Below are 24,194 nucleotides of genomic sequence, written 5' to 3' on the forward strand. Positions count from 1 at the left end.
GAAGAGTACCTATTTTGTAAATAATGGTGCTTAATATAAAATATGTATTTACTTTAATAGTGGTAAAATAAAACTATAAACGTAGTTATGTGACGGTTGAGAGTAACAAATATGGCAGTTTGAAAAAAAATAATTAATACTAAATGAAAAAACATGTCAGAGGTGCTTTTTTTGAAAGAATTTCAAGTAATTATGTTTGAAGCTGGAAATGGAGATAGCTTTTTAATTAGATGTAAAGGAGAAAATATTACCAATATTTTAGTTGATTTTGGTTATAGTAATACATTTAAGAAGCATGTCGAAAGTCATTTGAAAAGTATGGCTGGTAATAATGAAAAAATAGATTTAATAATTGTAACCCATATAGATCAAGATCATATTAGCGGAGGAATACGTTTCTTCGAGGATAATGGACTTGCAACTACTCCAAAAATTATTAGTGTAGGTGAGGTTTGGCATAATAGTTATAGACATCTTGAAATGGCAGACACTGATAAGGTGTTAACGAAGAAGGAAAGAATCCACATTGCCAGAAACTCAATCGTAGTAGAGCAAAATCGTGATGGAAATATAACTGATACAAGTGGAAAACAGGGTTCCCGTTTAGCAGCGAATTTACATTATTTTGAACACAATTGGAATTCTAGTTTTAATAATCAAGCTGTTTCATATAAGGGGAAAGAGCCAGTTTGGTTGAATGATGAGGTGAAAATTATAGTCTTAGCTCCAACAATGACAGAGCTTGAAAGTTTGAAAAAAGTTTGGAAAAGAGAACTGAAAATTAAATTTCCAACAATTGAATTAAATAATGATACTATTTTTGATGATGCAATAGAATGCATTTCGTTAATGAGGCGTCCTAAAATTGTTCCAAATTCTTTCAAAGATACATCTACAACATATAATCCTGAAAATCTAGCTAATATTATATTTCAAGAAGATATCGATGAAATAAATGCAAGTTCTATAACTTGTATAATTGAGTTTATGAATAAGAAAATATTACTTTTAGGAGATTCTAAATCGTCTATTGTGGAAGAGCAAATAAAAAAAATATATAAAAAAACAGACTTTCCTATAATTTTTGATGCAATTAAAGTAGCACATCATGGGAGCGCAAAAAATACGAGAAATGAATTGCTAGAAATTATAGATTCTGAACATTATTTTATATCCACCAATGGAAGTGTTCATGGACATCCGGATATTGAGACTATCGCTAAGATAATAGTAAGAGAATCAAGAGAGTTCACTAGACATTTATATTTTACTAATAAGATATCTAAACTAGATATTTTTGATAATAAAGAATGGCAAAAAAAATACCAATATAAAATACATTATAGAAGTATGTCTGAGGATAGTATGCAAATTCATCTGTAATTGGAAAGGTGTATATTTTAGATGGAGTACATAAAAAAAGCAGTAGCACGTTTAGATGGGTATGATGGGGAGATAGCAACAGCATTTTTAGTTTCTAACGAATATATGTTGACATCCAAACATATTTTTATATCGAATCCAGATATAGCAACTTATAAAATTAGTTTTCCCTATAATTCTTGTGAAAAAGAATATACTATTGATGAAATTTATTTTGAAAAGGATACAGATATAGATAATTTAGCTAATGATATTGCTATTATAAAATTGAGTGAACCTATAATTGATGTTCAGCCTTTATTATTGGATTTTACTAATATTAATGTTGATGAAGATTGGGAATCTTATGGATTCCCAGGGTCAAAAAGACCTGTGGGTGAACGATTCATAGGAACAATTAATGATACTATAGATGACAGACTAGATCTTAAATTTGATATAAATCTAAACTGTGAAGTGCCTAAGATTATTGATGCTCAATATGGCATTAAGGGCGCATCAGGTGCTCCAATAATGCGCAATGGCAAGGTAGTGGCGGTATTTTCCAATGAAAGCAATGGAGCAATTATTGGTGCTTCTAGTCTCAGACGTTCAAGAGATTTTATATTAGCAAAAGTAGATATATCAGAAAATCCTTTTATAGAGTCACCACTCCAAAAATCAATAAAAAAAGCTGTATTAAATACAGAAATGTTTATTGAAGGATTCCCAGATGAGCTGCAAGACTATCTTAAAAGGGAATTAAATGAATTACAGCAAGAATTTTCAAGTAATCTAGATGATATTAAATACTTCCTAGAAAATTCAAAGTATCCTATGGCAAATGAAGAAACAATGGTCAATGGGATAGAGGCTACAATGGAAATAATACTTATGGTTAGAAGTATGTACGGAAATATTCGAATTTTAATAGATGACGATTTTGCTAATCTTAGAGTAACATCTGATAAAGATTTAAATATGAGCTTTGTTTATGCGCAGAAAAGAAATCAAGTAATGCCAGAAATATTATTGAAAATGCATAATCAAATGATAAATAAATCTGCAGCACAAATATTGATTGAATTCGGAATCCCAATCCCTCCGAATCCTATAATTATTGATAATTGTAGTAATAGTAATCGACATAATCTATGTGAATCTTGTGGACAACCTTTTAAATTTGAAGGAATTCTTAAGACGTATATAAAGAGTGAAGATGATGGTCTTATTAAAGGTATAGAGAATAACAATTTTTCATTATTAAATAAGGCAAAAATAGTTTGTGGGGAATGTGTTCGTAAAGTTCGAGATCAAGTTGAGAACAGCGAGGAACTAAAAAGAATGGTGGTTGAAAAAATTTATGGTTGATAAAGTTGTTGAATATTTCCGAAAAAGAGATTTATTCATTGAATTTCAAAATATAGAACTTGATTTTTTGAAATTTGTTTTTGGTTCACCCCAACAAATTTTTGGAATTGCTGTATTCGAAGATGAAAACAGTTTAAAAAGGGACTGGGAGAAAGTCAGTCACGAATTTGCTGTTAGGATTCAGAGTCATTTAGCAGGCTCATTATATAATTTAAAATGGGATATGTATTTGATTTTACTAATTAATACAAGTATTGAAGATATTGAACTTTGTAAACATATTGAAAATGACCGTATGTATTTTAAAAAAATTGTATTATCAAAAGACATAGAGGAATTTCAACGAAAACTTCCTATTGACTTAGAATTGGAGAATTCTAATCAACTAGAAGTTTTTTCAGATAAACAATTCTTAGATGAACTAAGAAAAGTAGTATCAGCAGAGGTAGCAAATCGACTGGATTTCAGAATCTATGAAAAGCATTCTATAGATAAAGTAAATAATATGATTTTTCTAGAACCATATAAAAGTAAAGGAGTAAACTAATGAAAATTACTTCGTTAACTTTACAAGCCTTTAGAGGATTTAATAAGAAAGAGGAATTTTGTTTAGAGAGTGTTGAAATAATTGTTTTATATGGACCAAATGGCCATGGCAAATCGTCTATTTATGATGCAATTGAGTGGGGATTAACAGGTCGAATTTATCGCTTTGATGAAGCATCCCCTGAACGGAGAAGAACACGATTCATAAGAAATTTACATGCAAAGAGCTCAGATAAATCATTTGTAAAGTTAGGAATAATATTATCAAATGAACAACGTTATTTTATTGAGCGAGAATGCACAGCATCTGTATCAGATCGTACTGATTATGAAAAGTATAGATTGAGGATTTTTGATGAAAATGACTTATTATATAAGGAGAATGAAGAAGCAGAGGAGACTTTAAAAAGTTGGCTTATTCATGAAGAATGGTTACCTAAAATAAGTTCCCCGACAACAATGTTAAGCTTAACTCACATTTTATCACAAGAAAAAATTGCTGAATTCTTAAGAGGGATGCAAGAAAGAGATAGATATAATGCTATTTCTACAATTTTTGGTACAGATCATTTTGATAAGTATCGTGAAGGGTTTAGGATAGTAAGAAATACATTATATGGTGAATTAGAGAAATTAAAGGTACTAGTTAGAGAGAAAAGCTTGCTAAAAGAAAAGTTACAGAATGAAGCAAAAGAACTAGAAATAAAAGTTGAGATAAATGACGATTTAGACTTTAATACAGAATTAGAAAACTATATAAAAATATATCCTAAAAATAAGGCAGATAAAAATGACTTAGGAAAACTATTAAAATCTATAATCTCCAATCAAAAAGATAATGAAATAGAGCAAAAATCGTTACAAAGAGAATATCAGCTTTTGAAGGAAATTAAAGAAGAAGTACCTAATTTAGCACATATACGTAAAACTTATAAAGGTCTTATACATGAAAAACAACTAGTGGGGAGTTTTAGGGATTTATCCCTATCAAAACTGAAAATTGAACAATTAATAAATACGGAGAAACTTGTTAAAGAAGACAAGGAAAATCTTGAATCATTAATCTCTTTACAACGAGATTCTAGTTTAAAAGTAGATTCTCTATTAGAAAAAAAAGCAAGTTTATTAACGATTATGGAATCAATTAATATCCAGCTCGATACCTTCTCAAGACGAAATGGGCTTGGATTTTTATCAGAAATAAAATCAAAGATAAATGAAGAAGATTATGAGATCTTAAATACTTCATTTAAAGGTATGCTCAACGGGTATAATTTTATTGATCAATGGAATTCTCTAAAGCAAGAACAGTTGATTCAACTGAGATCATTAGAAGAATCTATTAAACAAATAAAGAGTACAGATCAGGTATATAATGCTTTTTTATCTTCATTAAATCAATATATATTTGTTATTTCTGAGGAGTTAAGGAGCTGTCCTGCCTGTGGAACAGATGGAATTAAAAAAGAGGATATTCTAAGCAATGTTCAGAAACAACAGTTAAAAGTAAATGATAATTTACCAAAATTAGAGAAATTGATTTTTGAAATACAATCAAAATTAAACAGGATTGATGAGGAGATTAATTCTGCAGATGTAGGAATTAAAGAATCAAAAAAAAGTATTCTAGAAATTTTAAATAGATTTAAAGGAAATATAAAAACTATAGATATTAATATTTCTACGGTGAGAAAAAATCAAAAGGTTCTACAACAGAAGATTGATTCGCTAAAAATAAAATTAAATCAATTTGAAAAAGAATGTATCCTTTTAGGGTTTAAAATTGAAGATAATATTAGCGAAAAGCTAGAAAATAAAAATCAGACATTATCAGAAGAAATAAATGAAATAAATGCAATGAGAATAAAAGAGTCAGGTAATTATTTACCTGAAGAACTAGGAGTGGAAATATTAAATATTTCTGAAATTGATGAATATGAGAGGTCATTACAACAAATAATTGACATACAGGAATCAGAGATTAATAGGGTCAATCGTCTGGCTAAGTTATCAGTAACAATTAATATGGATATTAAAACCGTTGATTTAAAAAAAGTTGAAATTAATTTGGTAGAGGAAATGGAAAGATTAAATCAGAGGTTAAAAAAGATATCTGATATTGAAGCAATAAATATTAATCTTCAGAGTATGATTGAATTAAATACGGAGAAAATGAGGTTAATAAAATTACAAAAAGAATTGGATATAATAAAAATTGAAATTATTGAGTTAGAAAGTAAGGAAGTAGAAATGAATAAAGACATGGCTTATTTATTGGAATTAATGAATAAGTCTAATGAAGCAGTATCAAATTTAAATGAGAGAGTATTCTCAAATTTAAAAGAAACCATTCAAACTATTTTCGAACAGATTAATTGCCATCCAATATTTACAAAATTAGAACTAGCGATGGATACATATCGTAATAATAATTGTTTAACTATTAATGTCACTAAAGTGAGTGGTACAAATGAAATAAAAGCAAATGCACCCTATGTCTTCAGCTCAGCTCAAGTGAACAGTATTGCTCTTTCCCTATTCTTAGCAATGTCATTGAAACAAAAATGGTCCCCGTTACAATTACTTGGTATGGATGACCCGATTCAGAGCATGGATGAAGTTAATGTAATTTCTTTTATAGATTTAATACGTTTATTTGTGGATAAACATAAAAAGCAAATAATTATTTCAACTCATGACCAGAATTTTTATAAGTTATTATTGAAGAAATTTAGGTTCTATAATTTAGAAACAATTGAGTATGAAGCTTATGGAGATAAAGGGCCTACTCTAAACATATCTAATGAAAATTATCTTAATAATAAAAAGCAATTGGAATTAAATTATGAACATGCAAAAGATGAACTTTTACGACTAGACATGAAAGAATAATCGTAATCTAAAAATATCTTTAAAATAAAATATTCTATATTATTTTAAGAAATTTTGTTCTTTGTGTAATTGGGGAACTCATTTAGATCTTCCTTTGTTGAAAAATGGGGTCTTTCTCTCGCAAATGAAAATTACCGTCGTGACTTAGTGCCACTTTTGCCAAAGTTGAGAGCGACTAGTCTAGCAGGATAGCCATCAGTAAAAAAGGGTTCTGCAATTAGTCAGTGCTTTGCATGGAGCCTCTGTGGGAATGGATTCCAATCTAGGAAACCAGCAATCATGTGGCTGGCTTATTCAACAAGGCTATCTATGACCGCTTCTCATGTAAAGTGAACATCAAAGAGTTATGGATTAAAGAAGATGTTCAGGAGTTCCTAACAAAATTTAACCCAGTAGGTGTTCTATATTTTAAAAAATATCAAGGAAAATGGTTGGTTAGTTTGTATCAACAGTTTGTGGGTAATGTAGCTCACTATGAAGAAGTGTATAAGTCAATGTTATCAGCATATGAGAAACTTTTAGGAACTGAGCCAATAATTAATGAAATTCAGTATGAAGGAAGAAATTTTGATCCGGAGATTAAGCTTCCTCAAACGTCTTTCGCAATGCAACAAAGGAAATATAAGAAGTAAATAAAAATTAAAAGGTCTTTAACATTTTTAACTAATGGGGATTTAATTCAAAAAGACCTCACCAACAAGTTTAACAGAGTGATTTTTAAAAACTGCCATAAAAGAATCGTGTCAGGAGCCATTTTTAATGACGGTAAATTCGGAAACGAAAGTTTCGGTGATGAATATATTTCGCAACCGAAACTTTCGTTTCCTTTTTATTTTCGCCATATTAATTGGCACTTTATGGATATAAGTTCCATTGAAATCTATTGTTGTTTGTATTATTCTCAATAAAAGAAAAAGGACCGACAAGGTCCTAAAAACGGTAGTCATCAATGACTCTCTCTACGGAGTCTTCATCTACCAATTCTTGTTTTCTGGAAACGGCATCAAGCAGGCATTCTGTACATAAACGGTTAGTTAAGCGTAGAATGCCCCTTGTTTCCTTGTATATCTTCTTTAAGGATGCTTCAGTGAAAATCTGCCGATTTTCACCAGCGTTTTCTAACTGATGAGTAATGTACTCACGCGTTTCATCATATGTGAGACCTTCAAGGTGGAATCGAGTGTTAATCCGTTGTGAAATGGCTTCTAAACTTCGTAAACGCAGCTTGTCTCGTAATTCTGGCTGTCCAACCAAGATTAGCGCTAGCGGCGAAAGAGAGTCAATTTCAAAATTTGTTAGAAAACGAATCTCCTGCAACATCGATGGAGATAATAAATGCGCTTCGTCAATGATTACGACGGGCGTTTTCTTTTTATTTTCATAGATATCCATCAATGCCGTTTTGAATTGCCTCTTTAAATCACTAGCTAAAAACATAGGTTCAATTCCCACTTGGAGAAGCATCTCCCGATAAAAGTCGCGTGGCTTCAAAGCTGAATCCGATAAATAAAGAAATACATGCTGATTTGCTTCTAATCGATCTTTTAAATCTCGAATCGCTGTAGACTTACCTGCCCCAACCTCGCCGGTAATCAAGCCAAATGAACGTTGTTGAATCATAAAGGTCAGACGCGCTTGCAGTTCTTTAAATTGCTTGGTCATAAACAAATGTTTTGTTTGAACATCCTTTTGAAAAGGGGTAAAGTTCCATCCAAAATGTTTAGAAATCATCTATTTTTCTCCCTCCACAAGGGATTGATAACTTAATGCTCCTCGCTTTTCTTTTTGTTTTGTTTCATGACTAGGCGCAGTTAATTCAAGAAAGTTTAAGCCGGATTCTTCGCTTGTTTGAATCAATTCTTCAGATGCTGCTTTTTCATGTTTTGGCCGTGAAAGATTCAAGGGAATGGCACTCTCAAATTGTTTTCCGTCAAACCAAACTTCTAATTTTTCTAGATCATTAGGATTAAAACGAATCGTGATGTATTCTCCGACAAGCTGCGATTCCACCTCATACTTGTTCCCCTGAAAGGAAATACAACCGGTTTTATCCACCTTTCGTTCCTCTTCCCAATAAAATGCCTTTTTTAATTCATCAAAGGAAACAGAAACCGTAGGTTGCTCACATTCTTCCCATCTTTGTTTTGGTGTCTGTTTTGTTTCACCATGCTTTCGCTCATGGTAAATAGATTCTTTCCAAATATGAAAATAGCGATTTAACTGCTCTATAGATTGAATCCTTCCAGATTCTATTAAGTCATAAGCCTCCGGCTTAAATGATGAATCTACAAATTGAAAGAATCGCTCAATTTTCCCACGCCCCTGGGGCCTTCTCGGGGTTGAATGTGAAAGCTTAATCCCCAATCTTGCACAGGTAGTTTCTAATGCCTTTGCTCGATAAATTGCTCCATTGTCGACATAGATTTGCTCGGGCTTTCCGTGGCTCATTATGGCTTTAAATAAACAGTCCTCTAACTGTGCCCCTTTTTCATCAAAATAGAACTGCCCATGCACGATATGCCTAGAATAATCATCAATAAATGCAAATAGTTTTGCTACTCGCTTTTTGCTTGAGTCCTTCGGATCCGGTAAATAAAGAGTGTGCTGCACATCGCCTTGCCAACAAGCGTTCCGATAAGGAAATTCAAATCGGCGAAATTGCCTTCCTTTTGGTGACTTTTGTAATTTCTTTCGGGTAATTCCTGCTTTGCGCAACTGTTTAGATAATGTACTTTCTGAAATAGATCCTGGCTCTATTTGTTTATGGCATTCTAGATATGTAGGGGATGGCAATTAATTTGTGCTGGCCCCCCGGGGGGCCAGCACAAATTAAAAAAACCACTTGTCAACATTCTTAAATACTACTACACTTCCTGTTGGGACAAAGTCATGCAGGAGGTATTTAAGGAGATGTTGGCAGTGGCCGAAATCAATTATATCAGACAACAGGTTAACAATAAAGGCTGCGGTTATTCAGATGTAGCTAAAAGAACAGGTAGAGATCCTAGAACAGTTAAGAAATATGCGGATATGGAGGATTTCAACGAACAGCCAAAAAAGAAACAGACGAGAGTATCACCGGTTTTAGGACCAGTGAAGCCAGTAATAGATGAATGGATCAAGGAGGACTTGAAAAAGAAAAAGAAGTTTCGTAGAACCGCTAAGAGAATATGGGAGCTCCTTAAAGAACAGTTCAATTTTAAGGGGTCTGACCGAACAGTTCGCGATTATGTTTCCAAGAGAAAAGAAGAATTATTAAACCAGGCAGATCAAGCAGCCTTGCCACTTGAGGCCATTCCTGGAACAGCACAAGTCGATTTTGGAGAAGCCCCGTTTATTTATGGAGGGGAAGAAATAGTTTTGCCCTACCTAGTAGTGTCATTTCCTTTTAGCAATGCTTTTTATTTTCAAGTCTTCCCTTCACAAAACAAGGAGTGTTTCCTAGAGGGGTTAAAAAGAGTGTTTCATCATATGTGCGGAGTGCCGAAGGCGATTCGCTTTGACAACCTCTCACCTGCCGTCAAAAAGATATTGCCAAATGGAGAACGGCATTTAACAGAGGAATTTCAAAACTTCGTTTTACATTATGGGTTTGAATGTGAATTCTGTAATCCCGCCAGCGGTAATGAAAAAGGACATGTAGAAGCAATGGTGAAGTATGTCAGGAATAACTTTCTCCTTCCTGGGCTCCATGTCATTGAATTGGATGAGTTAAATAAGGAACTGTGGGGGAAGGCAGAAAAGGACCGCTTGAGGAAGCATTACCAAAAGGATTGGGCCATATCAGAACTATTCGAGGAGGATAAGGCAGCCTTTCTACTATTGCCGGCAAAAGAATACGAGTGTGTAAGATATGAAACACTGAAGGCCGATAAATATGGCTATGTTAAGGTGGACCTCAATCTGTATTCCACTTCCCCAAGATATGCATTAAACAGAGTTCTCGTAAAAATCTCATACAACACTGTTGAGATTTTGGATGATGAGCGTCAGCTTGTCGTTAGGCATTCACGGCTCTATGGACAGTACCGTAAGTCGATGAAGTGGCAGCCATATCTAAATTTAATGGTCAAACGGCCTACGGCACTTAAATATACAAGTTTCTATGACCAGCTCCCGGAGGAATGGAAAAGCTATTTCCATTCCTGTACAGTAGCTGAAAAATCAGAGGCACTGAAACTATTATCGCTGATTTTGAAGGAGCATGATTTCAATCTTATAACAAAAGCGCTTGTCATCGCCTCTGAACACGGGCATCCCTCCGTGGATGCCATTAAACAAGTATTCTATCAGCTTATCAATGGCCGTGGAATCCGAAGTGAAATTAAACCGAAAATATCGCTTCCTGCCCTGCCTGAAGCAACGAGAGGACTCGAACATTATGATCAACTCCATAAAAGGGGCGATGCATAATGCACAAGGAAATTCAGGCCTACGCAAAACGATTAAAGCTTAGCTGGATTAAAGAGCATTATCGTGGAGTTGAAGCTGCTTCTCATGAGGAATTTTTATTAAAGCTATTTGAAGCAGAAATCCAGCAGCGCGAAGAACGCCGGACCAACCTCCTTTTAACCCAAGCGACTCTTCCAAAAGTACAAGGTAAACCTTTTGACTGGAGTGAGATTCAAATTCCGGCAGGAATGACCAGGGAAAGTCTGTTAAATGGAGAATTTATTGAACTGCAGGAGAATACCATCTTTTACGGTGGTGTAGGTGCCGGCAAAACCTATCTGGCAACATTGATTGGCTTAAATGCCATACAAAAGTTTGGCAAGTTGGTAAAGTTCTATACCGTCGCTGGGCTGGTAAATCGGCTCCTTGAAGCAAATGAAAAAGGAACACTTCCTAAGGTCTTCAAGCAGATTGAAAAGCTGGACTGTCTGATCCTTGATGAGCTAGGCTACATACCGCTGCATAAACAAGGTGGAGAATTACTGTTCCAAGTTATATCTATGTGTTACGAGGCAAAGAGCATCATCATTACAACTAATCTACAGTTCGGTCAATGGAATCACGTCTTCGGAGATCCCATTTTGACGGAAGCAGTCATTGACCGACTGATTCATCATTCTCACTTGGTCGTATTCAATGGTGATAGTCATCGATATAAAGAATCTTTACTAAAAGCTTAAAATGAATGTTGGCAAAGTGGTTACAATTTTAATTGCCGTTTAGTGCATTTTTTACTTGCCAAATACACTCTATTACTTCTGCCAATTCCATGATTCGAATAATCTGTTGAACGGAGCGCTCTGGACGCTCTGTTTTCAATAGTATGGCTTGTTCAAGCACATCGTTTGAAACAGCTCTCGGAGCGTATCCGCCCCGTTTAGATGGTTTCAAAGCTTCGAATCCACCTTTACGATAAAGTTGCAGGTAGCGTTCTAATGTACGGATCCCGACTTTTTGCAACTCCCCATATGGATTAAGATGCTCACTCTCTGCAATATTCCGAAGCCTTTGTGCCTGCTCTCCATTTGGAAGCTCTCTTGTTACGATTTCGGCAATTAGGCCGAAACGGTATAAAGCAATATCATTTCTTAACTTTTCATCCATTAAAAACTCTCCTTTTCATAATTAAAATTCTTATATGTTCCATTTAATAATGATTACAAATAGAAAGGGAGAGTACAGATTTTGTGGGAACATTAGTTTCGAATAGGGGAAATGAGCTAAAATTACCCCGAAGGGGTGGAAAATAAGGTTCGGAAAGGAATATGGCAAAACAGTGGGAATGGGCAATAATGGATTTGGAGGTTTATATTCTATGGATTAGTTGATTTATCCATTTGAAGAAGCCACAGAAAGGGTAAGGGGCACTGGGATGAAATATTTTCCATGCCAATGGTAAGAGGAATATAAGTGCTTGTTCATCTGTTAATGGTTTTATAGCTTGAAAATCAAACGCAATTGGATGTTTCTCAACTATATTTGAAAGGAGAAAATTTATCAGTTTGCTTTTTTTATTCTTCCAAATCCCATCCCATTTTTTAACCGTCTTATAACTGATGCCCCCAATTACATTTGTAGAAATATACGTTTGAATTTGGTTATAACTTTTTCCTTTTGCATACCGTAAAAGCCATGCTTTTTGAAGAATTTCCTCACTATGCACATGGTATCGAAAAAGAAAATCAGGCAATAAAGAAAATGTCTTTCCACAGGCAGGGCAAAGCCAGCGATAAATAGGGATTTTTATAATTTTATTTCTAGTTACGACTGATCGATAGTAGCGGCCATGTCTGTATAATTTCCTTTGACAGTCAGTGCAACCCTCCTCACATATCGGAGGTACATCCTGGTAAAGCCGTAGGTAGCCCTTGACTGTCTTACCAAGATATCTTACTCTATTCATAGTTTATTAGTTCAATCTGCCTCGAAGATACTGCAATCTCTTCGGGGTATTTTTTTGTCCTCCTCCCGCCAGGGAATTATTTGTATTTTTACATTGTCGCATAATATTCTCTAATTGTACCGACATAAAATTTTCCTAAAACAATAAAAAACACTGCCATTGAAAGTGGCAGTGGACAGAATCGCTAAAAAATAACAGTGAAATGTAATATTTAGTTACCAACATTATTGAAATGTAAATAATTAAGAGAAATGCTGGTTACCAACAATAATGTAAATTATAGTTATATCCAAAAACTTGTTAATCCTTGATATTAACAGGTTTTTTAGTTACCAACAATAATGTCCGTGAACATCAGTGTATAGGTATCCAACTGTCCGATAGCAATTTGAAAATAATTTCGCACATCATTCCCTTTTATACCTGCTGTTTAATTGTCAAAACCTATTCCTGTTGCCCAAAACATATTGATTGAAATAATAACGAATTGTTTCTATTTTTTCTGAATCCATATTTAAGGACTTGGGGATATATTGACCTCCCAGAATCTTAGTAAGAGTATTCCACTTATATACGTTTGAAGTGCTTTTAAATCGTTGATGGTCCCCATATTGGCATGGGAAGAAATTTGTTTAGTCCCTTTAATTTGCAATGGGTGCATCATAATCAAATTCCCCAATATCCCTTACACCAGTCTGGTATCCGGTTAATATGATGGCCCCTTTTACATAAGATCCCTGTTCAAAAGCGTAAGTGAAGGATATGCATCGATTTCAGTTGCAGATTAAGCGGGTAGCTTGGATCATCAAGAAGATGCTTATTATGGGCGCTCTGAAATAGCGGACAGCAGAGCCATCCAATTTCAATTCTGATGCATCTCATAAACTGATTTCATCACCAGCTCTGGAATATATTTGCTATTAGTCAGCATACTGGAATAGCTCAACCTATTCATTTACTTTTTCTATAGCCTTAAACTTTAATTTACTTAGTGGGGGATTTTCATGTTTTGGAAAAAGGAAAAAAAGCAGACACTTCAAAAAGGACAGCAAAACCTCTCATTGGGACTATTGAAGGAAATTTTAGCCAATCTGGAAGACGCTGAAATTGTTGAGAGGCAAAAACCAGAAGGCCAATGTTTCACCTTCATTTACATAAGAACTTTGATAAATCAGGAAAGAATGAATGAAGCTTTATTCGAACCATTGCTCCATTGTACAAATGAGTCAATCCAAGATTGTATTTCAACTTCTAAGGCAGAAGAAATTTTCACTTTGGAGGAAGCTGAAAAACAATTACTGGCTGGGTCCGTTATTATTTTTGATTCGCTTAAGAAACAATGGTGGAGTGTCCTTCTTACAAATAATCTGGGGCGCTCTATTCAAACTTCTGACACGGAAACAATATTATATGGGGCGAAAGACAGCTTTAGCGAGCAGCTGGATACGAATATTACCCTTATTCGCAGAAGGCTTCCGGTTACTGAATTAAAGTCGGAAAAGTTAAAGGTAGGTTCGTTAAGTGAAACGGCGGTTGTCCTCATGTATATGGAGGGCGTAACAAATCCCGAGTTTGTATCAATTGCCAAGGAAAAAATTAATAAAATCAATTTCGATCTTTTTTTCGATTCTTCACAGATTGCTGCTTTTATGGAGGATCATCAGAACAGTATATTTCCCCAGTTCCAGCAGACCGACCGGCCGGATGTCTGTGCTTATTCTTTAGGAATTGGCAAGCTGATTATTCTTGTCGATAATACTCCTTTCGTGCTGATTGGCCCAGTTACATTCTTTCATCTGTTCCAATCACCGGAGGACTATATTAACCGCTGGCCTGTCGCCAGTTTCTTACGCTTAATCCGTTATATCAGCTTTATTTTATCGATCACACTTATCCCGCTCTATGTGGCACTGACTACCCATCACTATCAAATGCTGCCCCTGCAAATTCTATTCGTTTTAGTAGAATCCAGAAGTAAATTGCCGTTTAAACCATTTTGGGAAGCATTGCTCATGCTGATTATTCTCGAAATTATTAAAGAAGCCAGCTTGCGGATGCCGACTAAATCCAGTCAGACACTTGGCGTAATCGGAGGAATTGTCATTGGACAGGCGGCCGTAGAGGCTGGTTTTGCCAGCAAAGTATTGATTGTGCTGGTAGGTGTATCAGCAATTGCCTCCTTTCTAGTCCCTAATTATCTCGTGACAAAAGCGAACACGATGATTCAATTTGTATTTTTGCTCCTCTCTTCATTTCTCGGAGTATTTGGAATTGCCCTGGGGATGATCGTCATTTTGGCACATCTGAACAGTCTTACATCACTTAGGCAGCCCTATTTTGCCCCTGTGGCTCCTTTATACTGGAAAGATTGGATTGACCTGTTTATTCGTGGCCCTTTAACAAAAATGAAAACCAGGCCCGACCATTTGCACCCTTTCCAGAAGTGGCGTTACAGCAAAAGGAGATGATCTAATGACTTCTATTTCTATAGAAAATAACACGTCTTCCTTTAATGGCATTTATGTGTTTTTTATCGCGAATCGGCTTCAGCTGCTTTATTTTTTATATGTAATGCCAACTGTTTTAACCCACCCATATATGATTTGGGGTATTATTTTGGTGGGCATATTCTCTCAATTAAATTTACTCCTGTTATCAAAATGGTTATCATCAGAGTATGCTACAAAAGGCTATCCAGGTTTTGTACATCTATTCGGACAATGGATGATTCGTGTTTTTGCAGCAGTCGGCATTGTTGTGATTGGAATTAAAGTAACGGTTGTCACATTAGGATACGTTGAAATTATTCATCAGTTTGTGTTTCCCTCTATGAATCCAAATTGGCTGATTGTATTTATCATGGCAGTTTGCTGCTATACAGCTTCTTTGGGAATGGGTAATGCCATCCGTTTTTCCGTAATCGCCTTTCTCTGTTCCATATGGATGATCTTGCTTTTTTATACTTTTTTCATGCCGCCCATTGCTTCACTTCCCGACCTGTATCCTTTAATTCCTGAAGATTGGTCAAATATTTCCTGGCAGGGCTTGCTTCTCATATGGTCATCTTTGTCCGGTCCTGAATATATCGTTTGTATCGCTCATTTACTGAACCCAAGAGGCAGCTTTATAAAATATTTTACATTTGCCAATACATTATCAGTGTTAGAAAACCTGGTTTTTTTTATAGCCTCTCTATTCTTTTTTGGATCCAAGTTCTTAAGCCTAAGCAAATTTCCTATTGTTACGATGTTTAGATATCTTCAATCTCCAATATTTGAAAGAGTTGATATCATTTTGATAAGTTTGAATATCTTCAATTTAGTGTTTGCGGTTTCAATCTTTTTGCTGTGTTTCTATGGCGCTCTCCGCATTTTAGGGAAAAAGCTGCAAACCAGTCATTCCAAATGGGGAATTCAAATCATCTGCATCATCGCCACAGTATGGCTAATTGCCGCAAACAAATGGATCTGGAGAGAAGAACATCAAAGCATATTGCTTAATCTTGAAATATGGTGCAGTTCCCTTACGTACCTTCTGGTTCCCTTATTCCTTCTTATTTTCAGCAGAAAAAAGAGGGGCTTATAGAATATGGCATATTTAAAAAAGTCTATATGGATGACTATAGTATACTGTGTGATCTTGATCACTGGATGTTCTCCTTATCTGGAAAATAACGAAATTGAAGAAATTGCTCCAGTGATTTTTTGGTCACTGGATGCCGCCGAAGAGGGAAAGCTTGAGGCAACCACAGTCGTACCTCCTTTAGTTCAGGAAAAAAAACGCGTCCTGACCATGCAGGTAGACCTGCTGAAGCAAAGCGGAAAAGGCTTTAACCTAAGGTATTACAGAGAGTTGAAGGTAGGGCAGCTTCGGGTTATGTTAATTAATGAAGAGCTAGCAAAAAAAGGATTGAGGCCAATCATTAATACCATATTTACGGATCCTGACATTTCTCAGCGACTCTATCTCGTTGTCGTTCAGGGTGATGTTAAAGATTATTTTAAGGAAGAAATAGATAGCCAGGAAAATCTGGATTACTTCCTCTATCGCATGTTAAAACACTACGAGCGAAAGCGGCAAGGCCAGCTGTCGATTGTAAATCTGCATCAATTCATGCAAAAGCTGTATTCCCCCTTTTCTGATCCAATCCTGCCAGTGTTCAAGGCAGAGAATGGAAATTTCAATTATGAAGGTACAGCTATTTTTCAAAATGACAAGCTAATCTCTGTCGTTACTGATTCAGATGATGAAATCTACCAGCTTATAGGGAATGATTATTATTTAAAATACCTTCCCATACCAAAACTATCTGTCGTATTAGGCCATGTGCGAACAAATGTAGATGTCACCTTCAACCAGGACTTAACAGAAATGAATTTCAAAGTTGAGCTGAAAGGCAGAATAGATGAGTATCAGGGTGAAAAAAATCTTAATGATTTGGATGATTTAGCGGAAATTACCAACGAAATTAAATCCCATCTTGAAACCCAAACCAAAGCATTTCTGCAAAAAAAACAGGAATGGCAAACCGACCCGCTAGATATAGGAGCCAAAACATTAACCCCTTTCTCAAGGACAATAGAGAAAAAAGAATGGAGGGAAAAATGGAGGAATATGCAGATCAAGGTTAAATACCAGATGGATTTAGAACCATTAATTAATATTCAGGAATGAAAAAGACCACAGCCAGGAATGTGAACTGTGCCCCGATTTACGGACAGTTTAAAAAGCGCCTATGCGGCTATTAAATGGCCCCGGTATTGCACTGGGGTCATTTTATTTAAGCCCCATTGATAACGATGCTGGTTATATTCCTCGATCACTCGATCCACTTCTTTTCTAACATCTCCTAAATTATCTAATGATTTATACTCCGCTAAATCCTTAAAGTGCCCAAAGAAACTTTCCATTGGTGCGTTATCCCAACAGTTTCCCTTTCGGGACATCGACTATATTATGCCAAGTTCTTTTACTTTGCTTTGGAATTGGGGATGAGTATAGTGGAAACCTTGGTCAGAGTGCAGTATGGCTTCTGGATGAAAATGATCGTCAACAGCTTGTTTTAACTTTTTAAGCGTGTTATATACTATATCCATTCCTAACGAAGTGGATAGATGATAAGCGACAATTTCTTTGGTAGCTCCATCTTTTACGCAGGATAAATATGCTTTTTGTCCCTTTCCGAAATAGAGATAAGTAATGTCAGTAAGCAGGACTTTCCCTGGTTCTTCTTGATTAAATTCTCCGTTAAGGAGGTTAGGACAAGATCGATGCTCGTGGGTTGCCATTTTACGATAAGGATTGGCTTTCCTTACTTTTGTTACAAGATTATATTTTGCCATCAACCGCCTAATTTTTTTGTGGTTCATTATCGATGAATAATCATTCTCCATAATCATTTTAATCTGGAGGACACCTACTTTTTCTTTTTTACTTATGAAATTTCTCGAATTAACTCTATATCCAATTCATCCTTCTCGTCACGTTGAGCCCGTAATTGTGCTGCCTTCAGCCAATCATAGTAGCCACTTCGACTTACGCCTGCCAGTTCACACAGGTAGGAAACAGATTTATTTAACTGATATGTTCTGATGGTTTTCTCAATCAAAGAAAACTTCTCAGCTGCCGTTAGAATCGTTTCTTCTTCAACGCCTGCCTTTCTAGTTCTTCCAGCTTTTTTAAGAAGTCATTCTCTGCCTCAAGGAATTTAATCCTTGCCTCAGCCTTACCAGCAATGGTTCTCTTTGATTATAGTCAATTCAAAGAGAAAGCAAAAGAAGTGGATATTCCCATTGTGATGGAATGCTTGGTGCCTAGTCACAACCCGGAATTTGTCGATGACTTATCGACATGATTCGAGGCGTGACAGGGACTTTTTTTTACAGCACATTTGTATTCCAGGTGCTTAAATGAACCGCTCCTAATTCTGGTCTCGGCTTACTATTCAGGATTGTGATGTATTCAAGGGAATTTCCATCCCTGTCATAAAAATAATAGCTTGGGGCGGGCATCCAGGCATGGACAATCGGCTCACTCGTGTCCAACCCGAAACTTGGTCTCAAGTCAATTCCTTTCTCTGCCAAAAAGGCAGGAACTTTCATTAAGTCCTCAAAACTAACACTGAAAGCAAAATGGGATGGCTTAAACTTGTCCTGTGGAACTTCCCAGATGCCAAGCATCTGTTCTTTCCTTGCTGCGTCGCTTAGCCAGAAGAAGGCTACTCTCCTGTCCTCAATGATATGGGCAAGTTCCAAATTCAGTTTTTTATAAAATGAAATCGCCTCTTCTAATTTTTTCGTTTCGATATGGGTTTCATAGATTCCTGCACCTTTCATAGGAACAACTCCTGACTGTTGGATTTGATAGTTTTATTGTACATGAGTTACTTCTATAATTAATCCGTTTTTTTATGGAGGTTCCATACGACTTTGGACTGATATTTTTGGACTACCATCCTCTGTGGGAGCCCAAAATTCTGGTCCATCAATTGGTTAATGCCAAACAAATTAAAAATGCACATAACCTCCTCAGGAAAAGTGTCACAACCCAAGACATTATTAGCACTAGAATCGGTGCTACACTCTTCAGTTAATAATTAAGCATGATTGTAGTATTCTTTTTTCGGTTATGGACAGTGTCACTACCCGCAACAAAATTATTATGTGTAATTAATTGTTATGATACGTGATAGAAAAATAGGCAGAAAATATGGTTGCTTTCCGGTAATTATTGTGTAAAATTACACTATAGGTGTATTCGTGAATTAATCCGAAGGGAGTGGCAGCCATGTCAATGTCTACTAATGTTAGAGTCATTTTGATTGTTTTCTGTACGGTAGTAATCGTTTTGGTATTGTTTGTATATGCAAGCTTTTTCGGCCTGCCTTGGAAGAAATGGTATGTCGGTGGAAAGATTAACACTTATTTGGAGAACAAGTATGGAGAAGAATTTATTATTCAGGAGCGATTTTGCAATTTTAAAGACGGATCGTATGGAATAAAAGTCAGCCCGCAAAACAATTATGACCTCACATTCTCAGCATGGGAAGGATATGGGAATTATAATTTAATCGACTATTACGCTGAGGCCATATGGGAAAGGCAGGCATCCGAAGATTTTACAAAATTGGTCAATGACATTTACCCGAATTACCAGCGTATTTTTGCTAGTGTTGCATACGGGGAGGGAATGGAATTTGTTAAGGAACCTCCCATTCCAAATTATGCCGATACCCCTGCCCTTATGACTCTGGGGGTCAACTTGCTTATGGGAAGGAGTCCCTTTTTAAAAAGGAATAATGCTTTCAGTCACAACCCGTATTTTTTCTATGAGTTCTCGACACCAATCGGGGCGTGACAGGGACTTTATTCCAAAAAATAGTTCTTTTTACTCGTTCATCTTTACAGTTCAAATTAGTATGTATAATGAGCAACTTAATAAATAATTCTATTTACCGGTGCGTTGATCGAGGAAGGATTATCGCCTTTTTTTGTTCTCGAATAAGTAAAGTGACCGGTTGAATGAAGAAATATAAAAGAGCCTTAATTGCTTGGCCCTTTTTTACTCCACTTCCTTCAGCATTTTCATATAAAATGATTTTTATAGGGGGGAAAATAAGACGAAGCTAGTTGTTAAACTAAGTGATTATAATCCAAATTGGGAAAAACAATTTGAAGACGAGAAGATAAAAATTCTTGATGTTTTAGGAGATCCCATTATTGGAATTGAACATATAGGGAGCACATCTATAAAGGGGTTAGTTGCCAAACCCATAATTGACATTATGGATTTAGATGAAGTATCTCACTTTGTCAGTTGTTTAAGTGAAATAGACTATGAGTATGTTCCTAAACCTGAGTTTAAAGATAGGAGGTTTTTTAGAAAGGGAATTTGGGGGCAGGGGACTTGTCATCTTCATATTTGTGAATTTAATAGCCGTGAGTGGATTGAAAAATTAGTATTTCGTGATTATCTTCGGTTGCACCCCCAAGCAGCCGAAGAGTATGCTTCCTTAAAAAAGGAAGCAGGAAATTTGACTATGGATGTCGAATTACTTGTACAAAAACTTTAAAACTTCCTGCTTACTCAGGCAATCAAAAATTTTGCGATAATTCCTTAGAAGTAATTCCTTTAGATTAAAATTCCGTTTACTTATAAAGTGCTTCGAAACTTGAGCAAAACTTCCGATTGCCTAAATTAGAACCGTCCCCTTGCTCTCACTTCATTAATGAATCTCTTGAATAACCTTCTCCAGGAATTCACCCATGCGCTTGACGGCAGGCTCTGAAAAATCAAAGCTAACCCCAGTTTCTTGATAAATAGCAGCAATAGATTGATTGTAGTCCGCACTTGCCCCATTTTTAAAGGCTTCTACAGCTTGCTCTGGGTTGTTTCGATAGTTCTCCAGTATTTGCAGCGAACCAAGCATCGAGATGGAGTATTCAATAAGATAGAAAGGAACTTGGAAATAATGCAGGGTGTTCGCCCAGCTCGCCCCAATTTCCTCCTCAAACCCAGAAGTATCGACAGGGCTTAAGCCATAACGTTTTGAGATTTCAAAGAATTTTTCATCACGCTCTTTTGCAGTATGGTTAGGATTCGTATACATCCAATGCTGGAAGAGGTCCCCTGACAATGGGCCGTATAACATGGTAAAGGCCCGTCTCAGCTCTTCACGCTGTGCACTCTTAAAATCTTCTTCTTCTGGATAAAAACGATCCAGCTTATCCAATAACAGCAATTCCATCCCATGAGAATACAGTTCTGCCACTTCCATCCGGGATTGATGTTCTTCCATCGGTCCGTGCTCGGAAAACTGCAGGTACCCATTCACCGCGTGACCCATTTCATGAATTAAGGCAATCAGTGAGAAGAAGGATGGACTAAAGTTCGCGAAGACAAAGGTATCCCCTGAAACAGGTAAGCCGGTACAAAACCCACCTGGGCTTTTTCCTTTCCGGTCGCCAAGATCTAGTAATCCATGCTCTCTCATGTAATCGAAACGGTCCGCAAAATAGGGGTCGGTCTTCCCTAACATCTCAGAAACGCCATCCATAAGAGCAGACACCTCGGAGTATGGCGGTTTTTTCATGAGTTTAGCAGTATTATCCCAAGGGCGGTAGGCATCGACACCAAGCTTGGATTTAAAAACAGCTGCGAGTCGATTCCAAGCGGGGATAATATGTTTCTCTACATTAACCAGTTTTCTAGGTCAGAAACAGATTCAATCGGAACCTCAAGTAAACTTCGAATTTGAGCTTCGAGCCCTGCTACATCTTGTAAATCAATTAATTCTTTATTATAAGGCTGACTTATTTCTTGTGTCATGGATAACGCTCCTAACTCTTTTTATTTTTTTTAATTATCACAATATTTATATTATAGGTTTCTAGTTATTAGGTCTAGTTTTTTCAAGAGAATCAGCCCCTTATGCGTTAAAGTACTTAGTATGGATGTCACTGGGTGAATAATCGAAAAGCAGAGTGGTTGATAGAATGTAAAGGTATATTTTGGAGGTAGATCATTATGTTCAAGAAAAATATAGAAATTACTGTTGTATGATGAAGGTTGGGTGGAATAATTCGCAGGTGATAGCAAATTTACAAAAAGTGAACGATACTAGGCAATTAAGGAGCTGTTACTGTAATTTGGCTATGCAGGAATTCACTTTGTTTCTTACTTGTATCCGATAGTTAGTTTGAGAGGCCATGTTTAGTAGAGAAATAAAAAGGATAAATTCGGTAAAAATTAGAGCATTCCAGACCGGTCATCCTTTCCTAGGAATAACAAGCTGACTTTGATGAAAACGGTTGTTGTCACACTTTGTCATATGATTAAATATTACAAATCGATTACAAATATATTACATAAAGCAAGACCAAAACATAGAATTTCCTTGTTTTCATTATTCTTCCTGCATAGTTAGTAATAGACTATTTGTAATAAAAAGTATAGATTCTACCAAATCTGTATTCGTATTAGTAGATTAAAAACGAATTACCACTTTTGTTGGATGTTTTTTTGTTGGTTATTTCACTATTATGTCTTATTGGAGCAAAAAAATGAAAGGTAGGAAGTAAAACAGTGAAGAAAAATCTAGTAACAGCAGCTGCAACAGCTGGGCTCGTCCTTACTGCTTTGGGAGCCACAGCAAGTGCACAAGAACCTACATATACCGTTCGTCCTGGTGACAGCCTTTGGAAAATTGCCAAGTCAAATCATGTATCTATTAACCAATTAAAAGAATGGAATTCTCTTTCAAGTGATACCATCTATGTTAATCAGAAACTATCACTTACATACACTGTCAAACGAGGAGATAGTCTTTGGAAGATTGCGAAGGACAATGGTACAACCGTAGTTGAACTTAAACGGTTGAATGGCATGACATCAAGTTATATTCGAATTGGACAGTCATTAAAAATCGTCGTAACCAATTCAAACGATTCTTCTTATAAAGTTCAAAAAGGTGATTCTCTTTCAGTCATCGGAGCCCGATTTAATCAATCAGTGTCCCAGCTTAAAGCAATCAATCAGTTATCCTCGGACACCATTTATGCTGGACAGACGTTAAAGGTTAGCAGTGTGGAGAATTCTGCCATTGTGCCGGAATCAGAATCTGCTCCAACTGGAAATAAAGCAACAGCTTCAAGTGCTGGATCAAAACCGAGCACCCAAGCCGCTTCAAATGCAGGATCATCACAAAGCACAGAGACTACATCAAGGGTACCAGAAACTGGTGCAACAGAGGGAGCCTCTAATACAAAAGCTGCAGAGAATTCTGCAGTAACTTCTGATGCTACCACTCAACAAGCACCGGCAGCATCTAGTACACCAGCAGCGCAGGAAAAAGCACCGGTAATACCAAGTGCACCAGCACCGACAGAAAAAGCACCGGTAACGCCAAGTGCACCAGCAACTCAGGAAAAAGCGCCGGTAACACCAAGTGCACCAGCAGCGCAGGAAAAAGCACCGGCAACATCTAGTTCAACAGCAACAACTGGAAACTCAACAAATAATTCAAATCCAGCAGCACCGGTTCAAAAGCCAGCACCTTCTACTGAAGCAGCTCAAAAACCTGCAACTTCATCAGCTTCTCTCGTTCAGGGAGTGATAGAAGAGGCTAAGAAATATATTGGTTCGCCGTATAAATGGGGAGGAAATACTCCAACAGGTTTCGATTGCAGTGGCTTTACTGTATATGTGTTTAATAAAGTCGGCATCTCCTTACCACGGACTGCTGCAACACAATGGGATGCCACGACACCAGTCGCTTCGCCAAGCATAGGAGATCTTGTTTTCTTTCAAACCTATAAACTAGGACCATCCCATGTTGGCATCTACTTAGGAAACAACAAATTTATCAGCGCCGCCTCATCAGGTGTAACGATCTCAGATATGACATCTACCTATTGGAAGACTAGATATCTCGGTGCAAAAACTCCTTACTAAACTTAAAGTAATATGATTTTTATAAGGCAGACAGTATGAAAAAAGGGTTACTTAGCTGTTTTTTTAAAGGGTTCCGTTTTGAGGGTCAAATCATATAAATGGCAATTAAAATGGCTTGCAAACTGACACCAGTTTTGCAAGCCATTTTTGGGATTTATGGAGCTTTATTGACACCAAGATCTATATCTTTTTCTTCAACTAAAGCCCCCGTTCGTGA

General features: G+C 36.3%; 22 protein-coding genes and 1 pseudogene. 13 read left to right on the forward strand and 10 right to left on the reverse strand.

From position 1 onward, the window contains the following. The first annotated feature begins 171 nt into the window (after positions 1–171). The 5 genes from ACZ43M_RS04060 (at position 172) to ACZ43M_RS04080 (ending at position 6,803) form a co-directional block, all read left to right on the forward strand. Positions 172–1,383, forward strand: coding sequence for an MBL fold metallo-hydrolase (locus tag ACZ43M_RS04060; RefSeq protein ID WP_464506163.1), 1,212 nt, complete (start codon positions 172–174; stop codon positions 1,381–1,383). A 21-nt stretch (positions 1,384–1,404) separates the two neighbouring features. Further along, on the forward strand, positions 1,405–2,733 hold the full coding sequence (locus ACZ43M_RS04065) for an ABC-three component system protein (protein WP_464506164.1): 1,329 nt from the start codon (positions 1,405–1,407) through the stop codon (positions 2,731–2,733). After that, a complete protein-coding gene (locus ACZ43M_RS04070; protein WP_464506165.1) occupies positions 2,726–3,280 on the forward strand; it encodes an ABC-three component system middle component 1 in 555 nt (184 codons plus the stop codon). The genes ACZ43M_RS04065 and ACZ43M_RS04070 overlap by 8 nt, the downstream gene beginning before the upstream one ends. Further along, positions 3,280–6,171: an AAA family ATPase gene (locus ACZ43M_RS04075; RefSeq protein WP_464506166.1), complete on the forward strand. Its 2,892-nt coding sequence runs from the start codon at positions 3,280–3,282 to the stop codon at positions 6,169–6,171. The genes ACZ43M_RS04070 and ACZ43M_RS04075 overlap by 1 nt, the downstream gene beginning before the upstream one ends. 281 nt (positions 6,172–6,452) lie before the next feature. Next, entirely contained in the window at positions 6,453–6,803 is a 351-nt protein-coding gene (locus tag ACZ43M_RS04080) for a hypothetical protein (RefSeq protein WP_464506167.1), read from the forward strand. Between the two features lie 298 nt (positions 6,804–7,101). Here ACZ43M_RS04080 and ACZ43M_RS04085 read toward each other — a convergent pair whose 3' ends face one another. Both ACZ43M_RS04085 and ACZ43M_RS04090 read right to left on the reverse strand, forming a co-directional pair. Beyond that, a complete protein-coding gene (locus ACZ43M_RS04085; RefSeq protein WP_464503089.1) occupies positions 7,102–7,902 on the reverse strand; it encodes an ExeA family protein in 801 nt (266 codons plus the stop codon). After that, positions 7,903–8,964: a transposase gene (locus tag ACZ43M_RS04090; protein WP_464506168.1), complete on the reverse strand. Its 1,062-nt coding sequence runs from the start codon at positions 8,962–8,964 to the stop codon at positions 7,903–7,905. 117 nt (positions 8,965–9,081) lie between these two features. Between ACZ43M_RS04090 and istA the strand changes: the two genes are divergently transcribed. Next, a complete protein-coding gene (istA, locus tag ACZ43M_RS04095; RefSeq protein ID WP_464506169.1) occupies positions 9,082–10,584 on the forward strand; it encodes an IS21 family transposase in 1,503 nt (500 codons plus the stop codon). After that, on the forward strand, positions 10,584–11,303 hold the full coding sequence (gene istB, locus ACZ43M_RS04100; RefSeq protein ID WP_464506170.1) for an IS21-like element helper ATPase IstB: 720 nt from the start codon (positions 10,584–10,586) through the stop codon (positions 11,301–11,303). Before istA ends, istB begins: the two co-directional genes overlap by 1 nt. 28 nt (positions 11,304–11,331) lie before the next feature. Here the strand turns inward: istB and ACZ43M_RS04105 are convergent, their stop codons facing one another. Further along, positions 11,332–11,727 (reverse strand): hypothetical protein, encoded by a 396-nt coding sequence (locus ACZ43M_RS04105; protein WP_464506171.1) that lies wholly within the window; start codon positions 11,725–11,727, stop codon positions 11,332–11,334. Positions 11,728–11,929: 202 nt separating this feature from the next. Continuing rightward, positions 11,930–12,526, reverse strand: coding sequence for a DUF6431 domain-containing protein (locus ACZ43M_RS04110; protein WP_464506172.1), 597 nt, complete (start codon positions 12,524–12,526; stop codon positions 11,930–11,932). Positions 12,527–13,530: 1,004 nt separating this feature from the next. Between ACZ43M_RS04110 and ACZ43M_RS04115 the strand changes: the two genes are divergently transcribed. From ACZ43M_RS04115 to ACZ43M_RS04125, 3 genes are read left to right on the forward strand one after another with little or no spacing between them, the layout of a single operon-like run. Continuing rightward, positions 13,531–14,994, forward strand: a complete 1,464-nt coding sequence (locus tag ACZ43M_RS04115) for a spore germination protein (protein ID WP_464506173.1) — start codon at positions 13,531–13,533, stop codon at positions 14,992–14,994. Positions 14,995–14,998: 4 nt separating this feature from the next. Continuing rightward, complete coding sequence (locus ACZ43M_RS04120; protein WP_464506174.1) at positions 14,999–16,111, forward strand: GerAB/ArcD/ProY family transporter; 1,113 nt, start codon at positions 14,999–15,001, stop codon at positions 16,109–16,111. A 3-nt stretch (positions 16,112–16,114) separates the two neighbouring features. Further along, the gene (locus tag ACZ43M_RS04125; protein WP_464506175.1) at positions 16,115–17,200 is read left to right on the forward strand and encodes a Ger(x)C family spore germination protein; all 1,086 of its coding nucleotides are present in this window, start codon (positions 16,115–16,117) and stop codon (positions 17,198–17,200) included. A 59-nt stretch (positions 17,201–17,259) separates the two neighbouring features. Here ACZ43M_RS04125 and ACZ43M_RS04130 read toward each other — a convergent pair whose 3' ends face one another. From ACZ43M_RS04130 to ACZ43M_RS04145, 4 genes are all read right to left on the reverse strand, one after another. Further along, complete coding sequence (locus ACZ43M_RS04130; protein WP_464506176.1) at positions 17,260–17,472, reverse strand: integrase core domain-containing protein; 213 nt, start codon at positions 17,470–17,472, stop codon at positions 17,260–17,262. A 3-nt stretch (positions 17,473–17,475) separates the two neighbouring features. Beyond that, positions 17,476–17,868 carry a DDE-type integrase/transposase/recombinase gene (locus ACZ43M_RS04135; RefSeq protein ID WP_464507944.1) on the reverse strand — a complete coding sequence of 131 codons (393 nt, stop codon included), beginning with the start codon at positions 17,866–17,868 and terminating at the stop codon, positions 17,476–17,478. Positions 17,869–17,960: 92 nt separating this feature from the next. Beyond that, on the reverse strand, positions 17,961–18,134 hold the full coding sequence (locus tag ACZ43M_RS04140) for a hypothetical protein (RefSeq protein WP_464506177.1): 174 nt from the start codon (positions 18,132–18,134) through the stop codon (positions 17,961–17,963). Positions 18,135–18,405: 271 nt separating this feature from the next. Next, positions 18,406–18,861, reverse strand: a complete 456-nt coding sequence (locus ACZ43M_RS04145) for a VOC family protein (protein WP_464506178.1) — start codon at positions 18,859–18,861, stop codon at positions 18,406–18,408. Positions 18,862–19,312: 451 nt separating this feature from the next. On the opposite strand from ACZ43M_RS04145, the gene ACZ43M_RS04150 reads away from it, so the two are divergent. Together ACZ43M_RS04150 and ACZ43M_RS04155 are read left to right on the forward strand one after the other, a co-directional pair. Beyond that, positions 19,313–19,882 carry a YfjL-like protein gene (locus ACZ43M_RS04150; RefSeq protein ID WP_464506180.1) on the forward strand — a complete coding sequence of 190 codons (570 nt, stop codon included), beginning with the start codon at positions 19,313–19,315 and terminating at the stop codon, positions 19,880–19,882. Between the two features lie 286 nt (positions 19,883–20,168). Continuing rightward, positions 20,169–20,597, forward strand: a pseudogene (locus ACZ43M_RS04155) (GrpB family protein); the annotation flags it as partial. A gap of 153 nt (positions 20,598–20,750) precedes the next feature. Here the strand turns inward: ACZ43M_RS04155 and ACZ43M_RS04160 are convergent. Then, complete coding sequence (locus ACZ43M_RS04160; protein WP_464507945.1) at positions 20,751–21,728, reverse strand: M3 family metallopeptidase; 978 nt, start codon at positions 21,726–21,728, stop codon at positions 20,751–20,753. Further along, entirely contained in the window at positions 21,716–21,853 is a 138-nt protein-coding gene (locus tag ACZ43M_RS04165; RefSeq protein WP_464506181.1) for a hypothetical protein, read from the reverse strand. The genes ACZ43M_RS04160 and ACZ43M_RS04165 overlap by 13 nt, the downstream gene beginning before the upstream one ends. A 756-nt stretch (positions 21,854–22,609) precedes the next feature. Between ACZ43M_RS04165 and ACZ43M_RS04170 the strand changes: the two genes are divergently transcribed. After that, positions 22,610–23,977 (forward strand): C40 family peptidase, encoded by a 1,368-nt coding sequence (locus ACZ43M_RS04170; RefSeq protein ID WP_464506182.1) that lies wholly within the window; start codon positions 22,610–22,612, stop codon positions 23,975–23,977. The last annotated feature ends 217 nt before the right edge of the window (positions 23,978–24,194 follow it).

Source organism: Neobacillus sp. B24, from assembly GCF_055381825.1.